Source organism: Okeania sp. SIO2B3 (assembly GCF_010672525.1).
GTDB lineage: Bacteria > Cyanobacteriota > Cyanobacteriia > Cyanobacteriales > Microcoleaceae > Okeania.
The window spans coordinates 18,498-36,708 of record NZ_JAAHGH010000079.1 but is presented as its reverse complement, the minus strand read 5'-3'; the positions used below and the strand labels follow the sequence as shown (position 1 = coordinate 36,708).

Sequence of the window (18,211 nt, the reverse complement as noted above, 5' to 3'; positions counted from 1 at the left end):
ACATCCAGTCCGTTGTACATAAAATACGCCGTTGATAATCTCTCTTAAATCCACTTCAATGGGATGACCAAACCCTTTTGGTTTAGGTAGCAAAGGCTTGAGTATTTCCCACTCTAAATCACTCAGATCACTTGGGTATGGCTTACGTTGAGGGTTAGCGTTCGCGGAGCGTGGCTTTAGCCGTATCGCAGGTATACGGCTCATTAGTCACAATTATATCCAGAATCTCATTGATCATAAAACTATGTTTCACTCTTATGTAGCTTTCTTTAGATTTTCTTAATGAATCAGCTCTTAGTAGTATTCCCAGTATCAGTTTAATGGATAGTCATTATAACTCTGTTCATAATACTACTTTATTAGCTATGGGAGCCAGTGAATTTACAGAGCAAGCGCCCTTATCTGCTGTACCTGTAGAGTTAGAAACTATTTCTCAAAATTTATGGCAGGGTAATATGTTTCTCAATGAAGAATTTACTCTAAAAAACTTAATTAATCAACGTCAAAATTATCCTTATCCGATTATTCATTTGGCTACTCATGCTCAATTTAATAGTGGAAATATAAGTAATTCATATATTCAGTTGTGGGATGAAAAATTGCGATTAAATCAAGTCAGAAAGTTAGGTTGGAGTCAGCCACCAGTAGAATTATTAGTATTGTCCGCTTGTCAAACCGCAGTAGGAAATAAAGAAGCAGAATTAGGTTTTGCTGGTTTTGCAGTGGCAACAGGAGTTAAGTCAGTATTGGCAAGTTTATGGTTGGTTAGCGATGAGGGAACATTAGGTTTAATGACAGAATTTTATTCTCATTTGGGTAATACCAATATTAAGGCAGAAGTGTTGCGACAAACCCAGTTGGCAATGTTGAAAGGAAAAGTTGCGATCAAAGATGGGATTTTGAGGGGGTCTGGTAGTCGTGGGGAGGTGTCTTTGCCTCCAGAGTTGGCACATCAGAAAAATCAAAATTTTTCCCATCCTTATTATTGGGCAGGTTTTACCATGGTTGGTAGTCCTTGGTAATATAGCAGAAGGAAGGAAGAAGGAAGAGGGAAAAAGGAAGAAGGAATAACGTTCGTAGTTGGGCTTTAGGCCTAATGGTAATACTTTTCCCCTGACAATGCCGAAAATTTGGCCGTAGCAGATATCTAAACTGTTGCCTTCCGGAGCTGTTCCCTGTTGCCTACCATCACCATCAGACTTTTTCAGCAAACCCTAGTTATAAAAACTTCTTCACTTCAAACTTTGCTTTCTTCCTTCTGCCTTCTGCCCTCTGCCTTCTGCCTTCGTTTATATATTTCATTCACTGCTTGACATATCAATTTTTTTTGTTATATTTAAATTATCTAACAACATCAACTTTTTTTAATGACAGGATAAACAAACTTTCAATAGTTGATAATAGATAATAGATATTTGGGTAGCTTTGTGCATTGTCATAGGTATTGCGCTAGGGAAAATATTTCCTAATGTTGCCAGTACATTAGATGCCATGAGTATTTATCAAGTATCCATACCCATTACCATCTGTTTATTTTTTATGATGTATCCCATCATCGTAAAAATAGACTTTACCCAAACCAGAAATGCAGCTCGCGCTCCCAAACCTGAATAATTTTTAGATAGGGAAAAAATTATGTCCACTCTTAAAACTCACATTGCTTTAATCGCAACCAACTTAGAAAAGTCTGTAGAATTTTACCAAGCTTTATTTGGAGTAGCACCAGTTAAATATAAGCCAGATTACGCAAAATTTGATATTGCTAACCCACCTCTAAATCTTACCCTTAATTTAGAAGAAAATGTAGAACCAGGTGGGAATTTATCCCACTTAGGAATACAAGTTAGCAGTTCCCAGGAAGTGGCAACAGCCATTGAAAGATTTAAAGTGGCCGGACTATCATTATTTGAGGAACATGAGACAGACTGCTGTTATGCACTTCAAGATAAAGTTTGGGTAACAGACCCTGATGGTAACCGCTGGGAGGTTTTTGTAGTCAAAGTGGCAGATACGGCACCAGAGAAAAATATAGTTGCGACTTCTGGCCAAACTCAGTAAAATTTACTTCTTTGTTGTTGGTAAAATCAAATTCTGCTTAAACAAGAAGATGAAACAGGTAATGTTTGTGTGCAAGAAAAATTCTGCCCGTTCCCAAATGGCAGAAGCATTTGCTCACTCTTTAGCTCCAGATGAAAAATTTATATTTGTGAGTGCAGGGTTAGAAAAGAGTTCAGTTAATCCACTGACTATTAAAGTTATGTCTGAAGTAGGAATTAATCTTAGTCAGCAGGTTTCTAAGGTAATAGACAATTTCAACCCTGAAAACTTTGATGTTGTTGCCTCTATGTGTGGTTGTGGTTCTATGTTACCGGAAAAATGGCTCATGGTAGAAGAATTTCAAGAATGGGAAATACCCGATCCAGATGGAAATTCTATTGATGTCTTTCGCCAAGCAAGGGAACAAGTGAAACATCAGATAGAGTGTTTATCTAAATGTTGGCATTTATACCCGCGCTCTCCGCAGATCGGGAGCGTCGTATGGGAATGCCAATCAATAAAGATGAAAGAAGTCAGAATCAAACTTTTCATACAGTATCAGTAAACCAAATTTAGTTTAAATATATTACAGGAAAAAATCAGGAGTTATTTTGATGAAACGAGTAATGTTTGTGTGCAAGAAAAATTCTGCCCGTTCCCAGATGGCAGAAGCATTTGCGAAAAGACTAGGCAAGGATAAAATTTCCGTTACCAGTTCTGGTTTGGAAGGTAGTCAGGTTAACCCCTATGCTATTCAGGCAATGTCAGACATTGGTATTGATATCAGCGACCAAACTTCTAAAGCATTAAGTGATTTTCAACCACAAGACTTTGATGTGGTGATTTCATTATGTGGGTGTGGTATCAATTTACCACCAGAATGGTTGACACAAGAAGTATTTGAAGATTGGCAACTAGAAGACCCGGCAGAAAAACCAGAAATTTTTCCGCAGGTCAGAGACGATATTCAGGAAAGAGTGGGAAACTTAATTGATAAATTGAGTAGTTAATACCATTTCTCAAAAACTTTTCTACATTTTGTTGAGCAAGGGAGTGGGGGAGTGGGAATTGGTATAAGTCAGGACTTAGAGGTTGTCTGAGAAGTCTCATTTGCTACATCACGCGCCCCCGCGCATCCCCCAATTTTGGGGGACTTTTACCAGCTAATGGATTCTTGTTACCCCCAGAATTGGGGGGCTAGGGGGGCAAAATTCAGTATTAAACAACTTAATTGATAAATTGAGTAGTTAATACCATTTCTCAAAAACTTTTCTACATTTTGTTAAGCAAGGGAGTGGGAATTGGTATAAGTCAGGACTTAGAGGTTGTCTGAGAAGTCTCATTTGCTACATCACGCGCCCCCGCGCATCCCCCAATTTTGGGGGACTTTTACCAGCTAATGGATTTTTGTTCCCCCCAGAATTGGTTTGCTCGGGGGGCAAAATTCAGTATTAAACAACTTTTCAGATATCCTCTTAATATCTGTACTAACTATCCAACAAATGAGAAATTGTCAGCATCAACTACAGGTGCATTGTCTAATGTGACAAATAGACCTCCACTACCTAAACCAGTATCACTACCATTTTGGTTATAGAATAAATTACCATTATCTGTATTGTATACAATGACAGCATCCTCTGTCGCAGCATCATTATCACTGGTAACAGTGGCAAATACATCCTCAAAACTATCCCCACTCTCAATAGCAGTGAAAGTTGTCCTGTTGATGAGAATGATATCTTGCTCTATATCAAAATCAGTAATTCTATCTTCTCCAAAATCATCTTGGTCATAAGCTTGAGTTGTATTAAAGATAAAGCGGTCAATACTCGCACCACCAGTCATAACATCATCTCCCGGACCACTATTGAGGCGATCGCGACCTTGACCCCCATTGAGAGTATCGTCACCACTACCACCAAACAAGCGGTCAAAACCACGACGACCCTCTAAAACATCATCACCATCTTTACCATAAAGGAAGTTATTACCCCGACCACCAATAACAGTATCATCAGTTTCGCCACCAACGAGAGTATCATCATCGTTAGTTCCTTTCACAAATAATACTCTCCGAATGCGCTCGTCTTCCTCTGGAGGTGTATCTGCATCGCTGAAACTAGGGTTGCCATTAGCCGGGAAATTAACTGTGAGGTACTCAGCTAAGGCATCTTGCTCAGTACCATTATTAGTAAAGTTGACGTTATTAGTTGCTTCTGATGGCAAGCTTTCATCTTGCAAGTCAACTCTGTCTTCTCCCAGTAGTGGGAAAGGATAGCTATCGCCACCATCTGCGATGAAACCGAGAGTCACTAGCCGAATTTCACGGTCTGGGTCTCCTACTAAGGAACCATTCTCCACTACTACATCATCGATCGCTCCATTCTCATCAACAATAGCCAGACTTCTGACCCGCTCTCCATCTGTCACAACGCCTGTATCATCAAATTCAATTGCTTGTTGAGTAGCATCAAAACTGAAAGTAAGGCCACCCACCTGCGGGAATTGACCGGGAGTTGCATCGTCTGTAGTTGCTGCAACACCATGCTCGATAATTTGTTTGAGTTCTTCTGCGGTAACTGTTAGTAAACTGAGGTCGTTATTGAAGCGGAGGGTATTCTCAATATCTAACTGAGAAATTTGCCCCTCTTCTTTACCTGCAAAAGGGTTTTCAGCAGGAGGCAACTGCACCAAATCATCGGAAGTACCGCCAGGAGGAATAAACGACTGACCGATATTGTCGCGGATACCGCCACTATGTTTAATAGAAACTACGACATTCGGGTCATATTCTTTGGCAATAAATAAATTTGCATCCGCTGTCAAATTTCCCAGATTAGTTTCTTGGGTACGGACATCTCCTCTCGTACCGTTGAGGAATACTTCTGTGGAACCCAAAATATTGCCATCTCTAGCAGAAATGTTGTCATTAATAGCATTAGTAACAGCTACTATTGTGGGGTCAGCTACATCTTCAGGATCGACATCTTCTTCGTAAACTCGGTCAACTCCCTCATCATCAGTGGCATAAACACCACTTAACTCATCGTCAAACCTTGTAATAATACCGTTTGCGTCAAAGTCAGCAATGAGGCGACCGACATATCTATAATTGCCGTCGGTGTTGATGACTAATACAGGTTCATTGCTAGGAGAAGTAAATTCAAGAGGATAGGAACCGTCGCGAGTATCTCCATCTCGTAGGATGTCATCTTCTGTGGCGAGGAGAGTGTTGGAGCCACCAGCCATAATGATATCGACATCTGTCAGCAGTTCTGCTAATTCTTCTTCAATACTAATCTGCTGCATATGGGTGAGCAGAATAACTTTATTAATACCTGTGGCGGTTAATTCATCTACTGTTTCTTGAATAATGTCAGCCAAAGCTGCGATATCGTCACTGTCTGAGGGGAAAACAACAAGATCGCCAGGGGAAGAAATGACAGGTAAGGCAGGAGTAGTTGCACCGACTATTCCTATTTCTTCCCCACCTACTTCAATGATAACGCTCCCGGAAATTGTATTAGGTTGGGGTGTTCCACCATCTGGCACAACAAAACCAGCAAGATTATCATCAGTAGTAAAATCAATATTGGTGCTGAGATAGGGGAACTGAGTACCTTGATAACCTCCGGCATCAATTCCGGGCCCGGTGATTTCGGAGTTAGGTGCAATGAGATTACCAAACGTTCCTGTTCCCAAGTCTAATTCATGGTTTCCAACAGCAACTGCTTGAAACCCCAGAGCATTGTTAATTAAAATATCACCAATGCCTGGTTCGCCATAAATTCCGTCACTAGCATTGAAAAAAGGTCCGGGAATATAAATGTCTCCAGAAGATAATTTTAAGGTATTTGCAAAATCATCTTCTAGAGCATTAATAACTGCGGAAAAATTAACAGCATCTTCGATCGCCGGAATACCTGCTTCTTGATCGGCAGCATGAAGAATTTGCAGTTGAATTGGTTCCATATAGCTTTCTAATTAAATTTAATGATTTTTCTTGGTAATCATACCCCCATAAAATTAAGTAAGCTTTAACAAAAGTTTGCCATTAGATTAAGTATAGTTTAAGCAAAAAAACACACACTTTTATGAAAATGTTAATATTTTTAAGTAGGCTCATTTCAGTTATCAGTTATCAGTTATCAGTATCTCCTACTGAAGTTGATTTTTTTATCCCCTTAAAAGGTAAGCATTTCCTGCGGAGGAACTAGATTAACGGCTATTGTTTTTGGTTGCATGATTAAAGCTTTTCCGCTTACTTCGGAGTGTTATAAGAAACCAGATTTATGGGAGACAAATGTCAGTATAGTAGGACATCTAATCTCAACCCTTATTCTATACTTTATTTATACTGCTCCTAACGGATTTAATGTCATTAAAAAGCTGAAAGCTGACCGCTAATAGCTGTTTGCGCAGCAGTCCGCAGGAAATACTTACCTTAAAAGGGGAGCCTTGAGACCTTAATTTTTGGTCAATAATTACTCTAATTATGCTTGGTAAAAAAGATATGAAACGACGTGATTTTATCGGCTATATCCTACTCTTTATTACAAGTTGTACTGCTACAAAAAATAATACTAATAACTCACAAATACCAGAAAAACTACGATTTGCAGTAACAGATGTTGTTAATGAGGAGAAACTACGACGTGATTATGAACCGTTTCGTGCTGCTCTAGAAAAAGTATTGGCAACAAAAATTGAGTTTTTTCCAGTTGAAAGTTTTGCCATGGCCGCCGCTGCTTTACAGTTGAATCAAGTAGATTTGTTACTTGCTGGGCCTTCAGAATATGTTGTAATTAATGCTCGGACAAATGCCATACCTCTAATTGGAGTGACTCGCCCTAATTATCGTGCTGTAATTGCCGTTCCTGCTGGTAGTCCAATTAAATCTGTTGCCCAACTGCAAGGTAAAACTTTAGCATTGTCAGATATTGGTTCTACAAGTGGTCATCTTGGACCGACAAAATTGCTGATGGAGGCAGGATTAGATCCTAAGTCCGATCTCAAAACCCTGATGTTGGGAGATGAGGGCAGTCTGGAAAATTTTAAACAAGGAAAAGTTGATGCCTGGGGAGGATCTGCTATAGACTATCAGTATCTACTGCAAACAACGGGTGCATCAGAAAAGGACTTTCCTATAATAGCTAAAACTGCTCTGCTACCCAGTGATGTAATCATTGCTAGTAGCAACCTGAATTCTCAACTGATTCAAGAATATCAAAATCTGATTGTTAATAGTCAAGATAAATTAATTGCAGCTTTAGTAGAGGGAGAATCTACAAAAAAGTATCAGGGTTCTAGTTTAGTTGCTGCGAATGACGCTAATTATGATATTATTCGTGATGTTTATCAAGTGATTGGAGAGGGTGATTTAATAGCACCTTGAAGAAGGCAGAAGGCAGAAGGGAAAAAAGTTTTTGATTCAGGGATTTTTAGACAAAACTCAATATATGCTAATTAATAGGTAATTAATGGGTATATTGAATTAGAAATAATTAAATATTTAAGCTGAGAAAAGACATCAAAAAATAGATAGGCAATGTATTTATGATTGATGAATTCTAGTAACAGCAGCTCTTAAAATATTATTTTAATGCGTAGGGTGGGTTAGGCAGCAATATTTATGCTTACTCACTAAACTCTTAACTGTCCGCTATAACCCACCGAACATACCAAAAATTAAGCACTTTAGCAGTCTTAATCTTTACTTGATAAACACTATCTGACGATTGACTTTTTTTTAAGTGGAATAAGTCGCCAAATATCAAGAAAATCAATGCGCTACCTTTGCAGATAAGACGCTGTAAGAGTCCTGATTTTTTAATGATTTATTGACTGTGCAGAAGAATGGCTAAAATAATATTTATGCAATCTGAAAAAACTGAAAATTTCCAATATATAGAAGTTCCTTCTTCTATGCCACATAAAAATCAAAATAGTATGTTCAAATTTTTGATTAAATTTAAGATAAAAAATAAATTAGTTAGGATAGCTAATTTATTCAAGCGTTTGAGTATTGCTAAAAAATTTGGTTATAGCTATGCTATAGCAATAAGCGTTGCTGTAATTGGAATTACTTTAGGGTTAGTTATTGCAGAAGAATATGAAAAACGGATGCTACAAAAACTATATGTTGTAGATAGGCAAAGTAAAATTCTGAATAATTTGGAAAAAGCTATTTTAGGGATGCGGTCTCATCCGCAAAATTTAGTTCCGGCATTAGCTAAAAAAATTTGGTTCGATTTTGAAAAAGCAAAATTTCTAGGATATGTGAATAAAGTTAGAGAAAATTTAGAAGAACTTGCTATTTTTATAGATAACCATCCTCATGATATAGCTATAGACACCAAGGAATATAGGCAACTATTAAAGTCATATAAAACAGCAACAAATTCGTATGTTAATTATATCAATAATCTCTGGCAGCAAATAGATATTCCTAATTTAAAGCAAGAGGAAATCCTACAAGCACAGCAGATTATTATTATTTCATTGAGTGAAAATCAAGCTACTCAAATAGACCTAAAATTCGATCGCCTCTCACAAGAGTTAATTGCTATTGTGAAAGTAGCAGAAGCTCAAGATTATGAAGCTCATGCTGCTTTAAAAGCGGTAACTCAGCTACAAAAAATTATTATTATTATTAGTATTCTAACTTCTCTAGGAATAGCGACATTTTTAGCTATTTATATAAGTCGTTTAATTGCTAATCCTCTAAAACAACTCGCTGAAGTTGCTCAACAAGTAACAAAAAAATCTAATTTTCAATTACAAGCTACTGTAAATACAAAAGATGAAGTTGGATTATTAGCTACTTCTTTAAATCAACTTATTTTATGGGTAGGAGAATACACTCATCAGCTAGAAATGTCTCACAAAACTCTAGAAAATCGTGTGGAAGAACGTACTATTGAACTGACTAAAGCACTTCAACAACTTAAACAAGCTCAATCTCAACTTGTTCAAACAGAAAAAATGTCTAGTTTAGGAAAAATGGTAGGTGGAGTTGCCCATGAAATTAATAATCCAGTTAGCTTCATTTATGGTAATACTGAGTATGCTAAAAAATATGTTCTTGATTTATTACAGTTAATAGATTTATATCAGCAGCACTATCCTCAGCCAAAACCAGAAATTCAAGATTATATTGAGGAAATTGACCTAGATTTTTTAGCTGAAGATTTTTTAAAAGTTTTATCTTCAATGAAAACTGGGGCAGAAAGAATTAAGCATATTGTTCAATCTTTAAGAAACTTCTCTCGCCTTGATGAGTCAGAAATTAAATTTGTTAATCTCCAAGAAGGTATTGAAAATACTCTTGTAATTTTAAACAATAAAATTCAGCACATAAAAGTAATTAAAAGCTATGGAGAATTATCTTTAGTTGAATGTTATCCAGCCAAAATAAATCAAGTATTTTTAGATATTCTTTTTAATGCTATTGATGCCATCAATCAATCATTATCTCAACTGCAATATAATCAACTAGATTTTATTCCTACTCTAAAAATTCAGACTGAAAAAATAGAGAGCGATCGAGTTAGAGTCAGTTTTTGGAATAACGGTCCGGTCATACCACAAAAGATTATAAAAAAATTATTTGACCCATTTTTTACTACAAAACCTGTTGGTCAAGGTACAGGTTTAGGATTAACAAATTGTTATCAAATTGTTCAACAGCATTGTGGTCAAATTGAAGTTATTTCTAATTCTGACCAAGGAACAGAATTTACTATTACTTTGCCTGCTAAAATGTCCGATCTAAGAAGGAGTAAGGAGACATTAATTCTGTCTTCAAAACCAGTATAAATACTTATTTGTTATCATCAATATATCTTTTTACTGAAGCTTAACCTTAAATTATTGAAAATTTAACTAAGATATGTTAAGGTTATACATAATATCAAATCTATTTAAACAAACTCACTTCAATTTAGTAGTTAGTAGAGGATACTAAACTCTGAAATGTTTACTATTCTATATCAGTCTAAATTGGATCTATGTACAATTAAACGGATTTGATTTAATTAGTAAATATTCATTAATTTGGCAATTATATTTGTATAAAACTTGGCGATAGATTGTGAATGTTTATGTAGGTTCTATATTAATTTATAGAATACTCAAATATACTGACAGCAAACAAAAATGATTTTTTCTAGGACAGGGCAAATGTTACAAACTAAGTGCAAAAATTATAAATTTAAGCAAGTGACGATCGATAGAACTTGTAGCCAGACATTATCAGTTGCAATTAGAAAGCCTAGATATGGGCACAACTACAATTTATCTGTTTGTCATATATCTGCTCCTAGTTTAGTTTCTCTACTTAAAACCTCTAATCTGAATCAGGATATGACAGCAACAGTTGCTGAAGAAGTATAATCTATATTCATTTTTTCTCATATACATAAATATAATTATGTGAGGTTAGTTTAAACATATTAAAACTGGCTCCTGAATCATTATAAATATTGTCGAATATTTTTTTTGATTCTTAAAATTAATGACCGAAAGATAAATCTAGAAGTATAAAAACTCTATTTTTATACTCAAATCAACATAGCAATAATCACTAATGTTTCAATTTTTTTTCTTGTCTGGTAGTGCTTTTAATATTAGTTAATTGACCTCACCAACATCAAAAACACTATATCCAGTTTTGTTCTATAGATGAATAAATAGTAACAAGAAATTGCCCAAGAAAAACACCTGCACTTCATTCATCTCAACTAAGCAAGAATACTATTTCCATTCATCCCAAGTATTATTAAAAATCGAAGTGTCAGGAAAAGCAGTCGGATTACCATTTTCCTGTAAACGACCTTGTAAAACCTCCAATTCCCATTCCTTAGAAGGCATATCATCAATCAATTCATAAGGAAAAATACCCCTTTCCAAAGCAAAATCAATTGTTGTACCAGCAGCAGCACCAGCAGACCATTCAAAAGAATGAACCCGATAAGCAGCAGCAGCAATATAACTTGTAGCAATAGTTTTTCCCGCTACCAACAAATTATCAATTTTTTGAGGGATCATTGCCCGTAAAGGAATTTGAAAAGGATAAGCAGAACCTTGACCTCTCCTAATACCTGCTCGTTCAGAATTACCAGGTGCTTCTGCGGGACTTTTAGTCATGCAAGGATGAAAATCAATTGCATAATGACCAATACCCACACTATCAGGAAAAACAGTCGCCCGAGCACGTTGAGGCATTTCTTGCATTGAGTTAATTTGTGCATCTGGAGGTACAAAAGCAGAAACAGCTCCCCACAAATAATGTAATGTATCCGGTGCTAAATTTTGCAGATAAAAATTATCCCGAAAATTCTTTTTAGCAATATCAACTTCTGCAACGGTAAAACCTCCTGGATGAGTCTTTCCCCGACGACCAATAATACGTCGCCCCTCTCGCATATAAGGATATTTTGACAACCCGTGAGCTGTTCCCATCGGTGCATCAAACCCACTCAAAAAACGATTATTGGGATGTTTTTCCTTTACCCCCGCTCCCAACTGAGAGTCAGTAGTTCCCTCAACTAACCAATGGAAATAACCGAGAGCATTTTCCTCACCCCGACGGAGAGTTTCCGCACGCAAACCACCCATCCAACCACCCGGTCGCAGTTGACCTGTAGCTTGCAGTTGGTTTCGACTGTAAATCAAATTATCTTCACGGTTTCCAGGACGGTAGTCATTACCCCAAGTCCAATTTTGCATGGAAATATCGCCGGGAAAAATTGTTCGTTTTTTATAGTCTCCTGGTTGCGGTGCGTCTGGTTTCACTGACCAAATTTGACGATAGGTGAAAACTAGAGGGAAACTAGCTAATCTTGATAATTCATAACTATAGTAGGGAGCATACTGAGAATAAAAGGTCGGTTCGACATGGGTTTGAGGTGTTTCGGTTGCTTCCATAGCGAAGGTGTAGGTAAAACCTTGAGTGCAATAGGAGTCTCTAGTGTCAACGGGAGATGAGGGGTCAAGATAGCTTTGGGGGTCGATACCGAGACGATAGGGAACATCTGCCAGAGCAATAATTTCTCCGGTTTCGGTTGCTTCGACAACATACCAGTCAGCACCACCTGTTTTTTCTGGGGAAGGTTGGGGTACAAACTGAATTATGGTTTTGTCGAAACGCGCTGAGTTTTGGTAACGGTAAGCATCTTCGATGATTTGAGATAGGGGTTCAGTGTTGATGGGTGGGGTGCCTGCTGCTGGTTGGTGTTGGATAGCGATCGCTCTATTGATTTGATTATTGGAAATATCTAACTCTTTCACAACAGTATTGGGAAACCATTTGAACGTTCCTCCTCCTTTTTTGGCTGCATCCTGCAACATCTGAAATAGAATACCGTGACCATCGTAAGGCATAAAACAGGAGACGCTTACCCAACAACGACCGGGATTTAATCTACCGTATTTTTCCTCGATGCGTTCCCGTAATTCTAAGTAACCACGGGGATAAAAGAGGAGACTGCGTTGAGTACCGCGTTCGTCGAGAGCGGATGTACCTTGGGAAGAAATTTGACCACCTACCCAGTCGGTAATTTCAGTGACACAAACGGTGCGTCCTGCTAATAATGATTCGTAGGCAGTTGCTGCTCCTGACAAACCGCCGCCGATGATGAGTATTTCGCAGGTTTCTTCTTGGTCTGGGGTGCGGGGTGGCGCTGCTAACGCGGGTGCAATAGTAGGAGATAGGGAAAATAAGCTGAGAATTAGGCTGATTATTGGTTTGGTTTTTTTGAGCATAATTTCAGTTAACTGTTAGTAATCAAATACTCAAATTTTAGATTAATTTGAACAAACTTGATTGAGACTCTATAGCACTACAAGAATTGGGCGCGGACTTTTTTCAATCCTAAAACCCTTTTACAGTTTGCTGTTCCCTGTTCCCTATTCCCTATTCCCTAGCGGGTAGCGCTGTAATAAATTTGTATGGCCAATTGAATAATTAGTCGATAGTTGACGATTTTTGTTTTTGGAATATATTATAAATACGGTATATCTCAAAAATAATAGAGTTCTCGTTTTATCAGGGTAAGGGACTGTTTGTCAAAAAAAGCTAAAGGTGGCCAAAAAAAAGTATGTAAGGTAGGAAAATAAAAAATTAATGTCCCGAAAATCCGATGCCAGCGCTCTAAGTGATTCCCTAGGGGGTGCTACGCGAACGGCAGTAGGAACTACCAAAACCTTTGCTACTAGACTCAGTATAATAGCGGTGCATCAGAATATATGGCGTTGCTGATTCTGAGTATGATGCAAGCCCCCCTAGCCCCCCAATTTTGGGGGGAATAAAACTCTAAAAGTCCCCCAATTTTGGTGGATTTAGGGGGCTTGACCAGAACCAAACAATCGCGCATTCATACTTCAATTCAGCAACGCCGAATATCTCTACTAAATAAGTAACCAGTAGTAATTTTTCGCCTATATTTACTATTATAATTACACAGATTTTATGCAAGCAGATACTGCTCCAATATATATAAATATTGTCTTTACTCTCTTTTGTGCAATCCTAGTGATTTTGATGCAGCTAGGTTTTGCTCTTTTAGAAGCTGGGTTGCTTCCTTCCAAGCACACGGTCTCAATCATATTCAAAAACTTTGCTGACTTTGGCGTTAGCTTTATCGCTTTTTTCTTTTTTGGTTACTGGATATTGAAGGGTTTTAATTGGGACTTACATCCATTCAATATTATAACATCAGAACCAGCAGATATTATTAAGAATACAGAGTACCTAGTAGAATTTTTTTACCAGGGAGCTTTTGCTGCGACCGCTGCAACTATATGCTCTGGTGCGATCGCTGGTAGAATGAAGTTGTCTGATTACTTAATTATGAGTGGCTTCATTTCTGGCATTATATATCCCCTCTCAGGTTACATATTGTGGGAGGTTCTCGATAAAAAACTAGAAGTGTTTCAAGATTACGCAGGTTCAGTCGTCGTACACGCAACTGGTGGAGCTGCAGCATTAGCAGCTACTTTACTCATAGGGTCGCGACATCCAAGAGAAAGACGATTGCCAGCTCATAATGTTCCTCTAGCGACAGCAGGTGTGTTTCTACTGCTCATCGGATGGTATGGCTTTAATATGGGTAGTACACAACTATCTGTCGGGACACCAGAAGGTTTACACGAAATTGCTCTTGTTGCCATTAATACAACCTTAGCAGCAACTGTGAGTATGATGGTGACAATCTTTCTGAGTTGGTTAAAAAAGATTCCGAGGCTAACTATCGCAATAAATGGCTTACTAGGTGGGTTAGTCGGAATTACAGCTGCACCAGATGTAGCAAATATTTTGTATCCACTTGTTGTTGGCGGTTTTTGTGGTTTGCTAGTTTTCTCATACTCAAAATACATTATTGAGAATGAATTCTCATGGGAGGTAATGGATGACCCGGTTGGTGCCGTAATTGTTCACTTGGTTTGTGGTGTAGTAGGAGGTTCCGCTGTAGGAATAATTAGGTTTTTTGAGATGGGGCCAAATAGTGCCAAAAATCAAATCGGAATTTCTCTGCTAGCTCCCATCTTTGTTTTCCTGGGTTTCACAATATTTTTGTTTTTTTTGCACAAGCTTGTTGCATTTAATCGGAGACCAAGATTACCAAGAAATGGATATGAAGGTCTTTTCGGGATGCTTGGTATTCTTAATCGTCTTCGCAGTGAAGACTCTGAAATATATAGGGGTTTGGATTTAGAAAATCATCAGGAGACAGCTTATGATATTCCTGGCGATCTAGAAACCCCTCGGCTATTTCAACAAAGGATTGATGTACTATTCATTCAGTATATTCAGAAAGAGAAAAAGAATGAATTTCTTGCAGGGAAAATGACTCTTTCGATAAGATATGCGAGGAGCAATTTTACATATAACAAAGCTGCTAAGGCAAGAAATCTTCCAGATGAAGCGAATAGGAAAATAAAAGCTAATCATATACCTTTTGATGTAGCTTTAGAGTCATGGCTTGTTGAAGCTTCATCACTTGTTGAAAGGTATTTTAAACTTTATGGTGATGTTATCAACATTCGTGAAGAGAATTTAGTTGAAAATTTTAAGAATGCTATTCGGGCGGTTGAGCAATATCCTTTCCAACCAAAAAAAGATAGAGAAAATTTCTTTAATCAAAAAATGAACGAAGTTATTAAGCAATTATGGCATATTAGAACTATAGCTAGTACACATAATGAGCTTACTCAAGAATCGGTAGAAAAGTTGACATATATGTCAAATGAAATATCTAAATTAAAACGAGTAATTAGGGTTTTGAAGGATAAAAATATAATATAGATAGGAGTTTAAACATGAACAACGAAATAGACCAAGAACTGAAGAAAATAGAAGAGAGACTCAAACCACCAAGCATTGCTCTAATTGGTAGAACTGGTGCAGGAAAGAGTGGTCTGATTAAAGCTATTTTTGGGCTAAATGACAATGAAATCAAGGTAGATGTGGGGTTGCCTGTAACAAAATGCTATCAAAGGTATCCAAACCCATATAATCCAGATATTCCAATCATACTCTATGATTCTCCTGGCTATGAAGCCAGCAAAACCGATGATTTTTTAGAAGATACTTTAAAATTCCTTAGGGAAAAATCTCTTTCCAATACCCAATCTGTAGATGACAGTATTCACCTTGTTTGGTATCTTATTCATGCAGGACTAACAAGGATTGAATATTTTGATAAAGAAGTGATTCAAACAGCACTTAGCCTAAAAATTCCTATAATCATTGTGTTAAGTCAGTGTGATATTGCTAAACCAGAAGAGCTTTCTAAACTTAAAAAAAAGCTGAGTGAGGTCTTAGCTGACATTGAGCAGACAGCAAATACTCAACTCATAATTATGGAAGTTTCTGCCGATCCTATTCCAGGGAAGACAGTTTCAGGTCTAAAAGAATTAACAGAAGCATCTATAAAAGCCATTCCTGAATCATATTCAGAAGCATTTATCAGAGCTCAGGCAGTCAATGTCAAACTAAAAAGGAGAGTAGCATACTCTCTTGTTGGGACTGCAGCTGGGATATGTTTTGGTTCAGCTTTTGTTCCTATTCCAGGTTCTACTACAGTTAGTATTATTGCAACTCAGCCAACTTTACTAGCATCTCTTGCTAAAGTTTATAACCTAGATCGTCTTCTTGATAAAGGTGCTGCAACTGCCAGTATTGCATTTGCTGGTTTACTGGCGATCGCTGGTACAACAATACTAGAGGTGGCTACAACTGTATTTTCAGCAATATCTCCTGGTTTTTTCATAGCAGGTGAAAGTCTTGCTGGTGGAGTAGCTGCAAGTTATATTTTAGCTATCGGATTGGCATTTACTTCTACTTTAGAAGCAATATCAATTAATTACTTAAACTCCAACATGAATAAGGAAGAAATCACAACATTCTTTAAAAGAAAATTTTCGTCTGAACTGAAAAAATATCAGAAAGAAGTACAACAAAAGTCAGACATAAAGATGATGAAAGAATTTATTGAATCACTCAAGCGGGGAGATTATAACCCACCAGATTGATTCAATATACTGGGCTGAAACAGCTAAAAGGGTGCAGTTTACTTTTTATGTTTAATTCTTGCTCCTGCTCTGGTTCTATTTACAAATTACAAGAACTGTCCAATAGCTAAAAGCCTTATAATATCGGTTTTTTATTCCCCCTGTTGCCTGTTGCCTGTTGCCTGTTGCCTGCGCACAGCGCTATAATAAAAAGGTTACAAAATTCCCTTAAAACAAGTTCAATAAAAAAAATCATGTCTACTGTCAGTTTAATCAGGACTAATTCCTATCAGATAAATGAATTAGAAAAATCTATAGAGGAACTTTTAGAACCATTAGGGGGAATTAATACCTTTGTCAAACCTGGCGATCGTGTCCTACTAAAACCAAATTTACTCACAGGTTCTCGCCCTACAAAAGAATGTGTAACGAGAAGAGAAATAGTTTATTGTGTAGCTAAAATTGTCAAAAAAGCAGGAGGCAAACCTTTTTTAGGCGACAGTCCAGCTTTTGGTAGTGCTCTAGGTGTGGCAAAAGCAAATGGTTATTTATCATTGCTCAAAGAATTTGACTTACCAATAGTTGAGTTTCATGGCAAACGTTACGACACAGTTAGTCAAGAGTTTAATCATTTGCTGTTAAGTAAAGAAGCAATGGCTGCAGATGTAATAATTAATTTACCTAAGCTTAAATCCCATGTTCAACTAACTATGACAATGGGAGTAAAAAACTTATTTGGTTGTGTCCCAGGAAAAATGAAAGCTTGGTGGCATTTAGAGGCAGGTAAAGATGCTCGCCGTTTTGGAAAAATGCTGGTAGAAACAGCAAAAACAATTAATCCAGATTTGACTATTATTGATAGTATTATCGCTCAAGAAGGTAATGGTCCTATTGGTGGAGAACCTCGGAAATTAGGTATTTTAGGGGCTTCGACAGATGTATTTGCTCTAGATCAAACATTTTTAGAAATTCTCAAAGTAAATCCGGCAGAAGTTCCAACAGTGGCAGTTGCTCAGGAAATGGGATTTTGTTCTGATTTAAATAAGGTTAATTTTCCATTATTACAACCTGCTGAATTGGAAGTAGAAAATTGGCAGTTACCTACAATTAAGAAACCTATTGATTTTGGAATTCCACGCATAGTTAGGTCTACTTTTAAACATCTATACGTTAAGTTTATTCAAGAACCAATGAATATTTAGGGTTTGCGTATGGAAAGTCTTTTGGGAGGGGTAGGAGACAGGAGAAAACCCACCCCTGACCCCTCCTAACCCACCCCTAGCCCCTCCCAGGAGGGGAGGGGAAGACAGGAGAAAACCCACCCCTGACCCCTCCCAACCCACCCCTAACCCCTCCCAGGAGGGGAGGGGAGAAATGGATCGGGAGCGAGGAGGTAGGAGTAAGAATTGTAAGAATGATTTTTCTGCCATAATCGTCCCAAAATACTAGCTTTATGCAGCTCAAAAAGCTGAAAAGCTGGCACTTTTTTAGACAAAAAAATGCTAAAACCTTTATCTGTCAATGCTTTTATATTTAATCAGCAAGCCCTATTTATATCAATCCTAAATCATTTTGAATATAAATGAGGTATCATGGAAAAGTATAGGTGAAAATATTAGGAACGGGCAAGATGCCAATTCCACAAAACACAAAATAC

The 18,211-nt window shown here is 37.4% G+C and carries 12 protein-coding genes and 2 pseudogenes; 11 read left to right on the top strand and 3 right to left on the bottom strand.

Annotated elements, in window-relative coordinates:
- The coding region (locus tag F6K15_RS38700) for a transposase (protein ID WP_363268940.1) at positions 1 to 204 on the bottom strand (204 nt) is incomplete at its 3' end.
- A gap of 86 nt (positions 205 to 290) precedes the next feature.
- Here F6K15_RS38700 and F6K15_RS29145 point away from each other — a divergent pair.
- The 5 genes and pseudogenes from F6K15_RS29145 to arsC (F6K15_RS29125) form a co-directional block, all read left to right on the top strand.
- Positions 291 to 1,022: pseudogene (locus F6K15_RS29145) on the top strand (CHAT domain-containing protein); the annotation flags it as partial.
- A gap of 382 nt (positions 1,023 to 1,404) precedes the next feature.
- Positions 1,405 to 1,608, top strand: a pseudogene (locus F6K15_RS29140) (arsenic resistance protein); the annotation flags it as partial.
- A 27-nt stretch (positions 1,609 to 1,635) separates the two neighbouring features.
- Positions 1,636 to 2,058, top strand: a complete 423-nt coding sequence (locus F6K15_RS29135) for an ArsI/CadI family heavy metal resistance metalloenzyme (RefSeq protein ID WP_293067910.1) — start codon at positions 1,636 to 1,638, stop codon at positions 2,056 to 2,058.
- 49 nt (positions 2,059 to 2,107) lie between these two features.
- Positions 2,108 to 2,602, top strand: coding sequence for an arsenate reductase, glutathione/glutaredoxin type (gene arsC / locus F6K15_RS29130; RefSeq protein ID WP_293067908.1), 495 nt, complete (start codon positions 2,108 to 2,110; stop codon positions 2,600 to 2,602).
- 49 nt (positions 2,603 to 2,651) lie between these two features.
- Positions 2,652 to 3,047 (top strand): arsenate reductase, glutathione/glutaredoxin type, encoded by a 396-nt coding sequence (gene arsC, locus F6K15_RS29125; protein WP_293067906.1) that lies wholly within the window; start codon positions 2,652 to 2,654, stop codon positions 3,045 to 3,047.
- A 481-nt stretch (positions 3,048 to 3,528) separates the two neighbouring features.
- Here arsC (F6K15_RS29125) and F6K15_RS29120 read toward each other — a convergent pair whose 3' ends face one another.
- On the bottom strand, positions 3,529 to 6,012 hold the full coding sequence (locus F6K15_RS29120) for a 5'-nucleotidase C-terminal domain-containing protein (RefSeq protein WP_293067904.1): 2,484 nt from the start codon (positions 6,010 to 6,012) through the stop codon (positions 3,529 to 3,531).
- Between the two features lie 523 nt (positions 6,013 to 6,535).
- On the opposite strand from F6K15_RS29120, the gene phnD reads away from it, so the two are divergent.
- From phnD to F6K15_RS29105, 3 genes are all read left to right on the top strand, one after another.
- Positions 6,536 to 7,435, top strand: a complete 900-nt coding sequence (gene phnD, locus F6K15_RS29115) for a phosphate/phosphite/phosphonate ABC transporter substrate-binding protein (protein WP_293067902.1) — start codon at positions 6,536 to 6,538, stop codon at positions 7,433 to 7,435.
- A 479-nt stretch (positions 7,436 to 7,914) separates the two neighbouring features.
- Positions 7,915 to 9,858, top strand: coding sequence for an ATP-binding protein (locus tag F6K15_RS29110; RefSeq protein WP_293067900.1), 1,944 nt, complete (start codon positions 7,915 to 7,917; stop codon positions 9,856 to 9,858).
- A 363-nt stretch (positions 9,859 to 10,221) separates the two neighbouring features.
- Positions 10,222 to 10,434, top strand: a complete 213-nt coding sequence (locus F6K15_RS29105; protein ID WP_293067898.1) for a hypothetical protein — start codon at positions 10,222 to 10,224, stop codon at positions 10,432 to 10,434.
- Between the two features lie 360 nt (positions 10,435 to 10,794).
- On the opposite strand, the gene F6K15_RS29100 is transcribed toward F6K15_RS29105, so the two are convergent.
- Positions 10,795 to 12,804, bottom strand: coding sequence for an FAD-dependent oxidoreductase (locus F6K15_RS29100; RefSeq protein WP_293067896.1), 2,010 nt, complete (start codon positions 12,802 to 12,804; stop codon positions 10,795 to 10,797).
- 706 nt (positions 12,805 to 13,510) lie between these two features.
- Here F6K15_RS29100 and F6K15_RS29095 point away from each other — a divergent pair.
- The 3 genes from F6K15_RS29095 (at position 13,511) to F6K15_RS29085 (ending at position 17,756) form a co-directional block, all read left to right on the top strand.
- Positions 13,511 to 15,346, top strand: a complete 1,836-nt coding sequence (locus F6K15_RS29095) for an ammonium transporter (protein ID WP_293067894.1) — start codon at positions 13,511 to 13,513, stop codon at positions 15,344 to 15,346.
- A gap of 14 nt (positions 15,347 to 15,360) precedes the next feature.
- Positions 15,361 to 16,575, top strand: coding sequence for a GTPase family protein (locus tag F6K15_RS29090; protein ID WP_293067891.1), 1,215 nt, complete (start codon positions 15,361 to 15,363; stop codon positions 16,573 to 16,575).
- A gap of 233 nt (positions 16,576 to 16,808) precedes the next feature.
- The gene (locus tag F6K15_RS29085; protein WP_293067888.1) at positions 16,809 to 17,756 is read left to right on the top strand and encodes a DUF362 domain-containing protein; all 948 of its coding nucleotides are present in this window, start codon (positions 16,809 to 16,811) and stop codon (positions 17,754 to 17,756) included.
- Positions 17,757 to 18,211 lie beyond the last annotated feature (455 nt).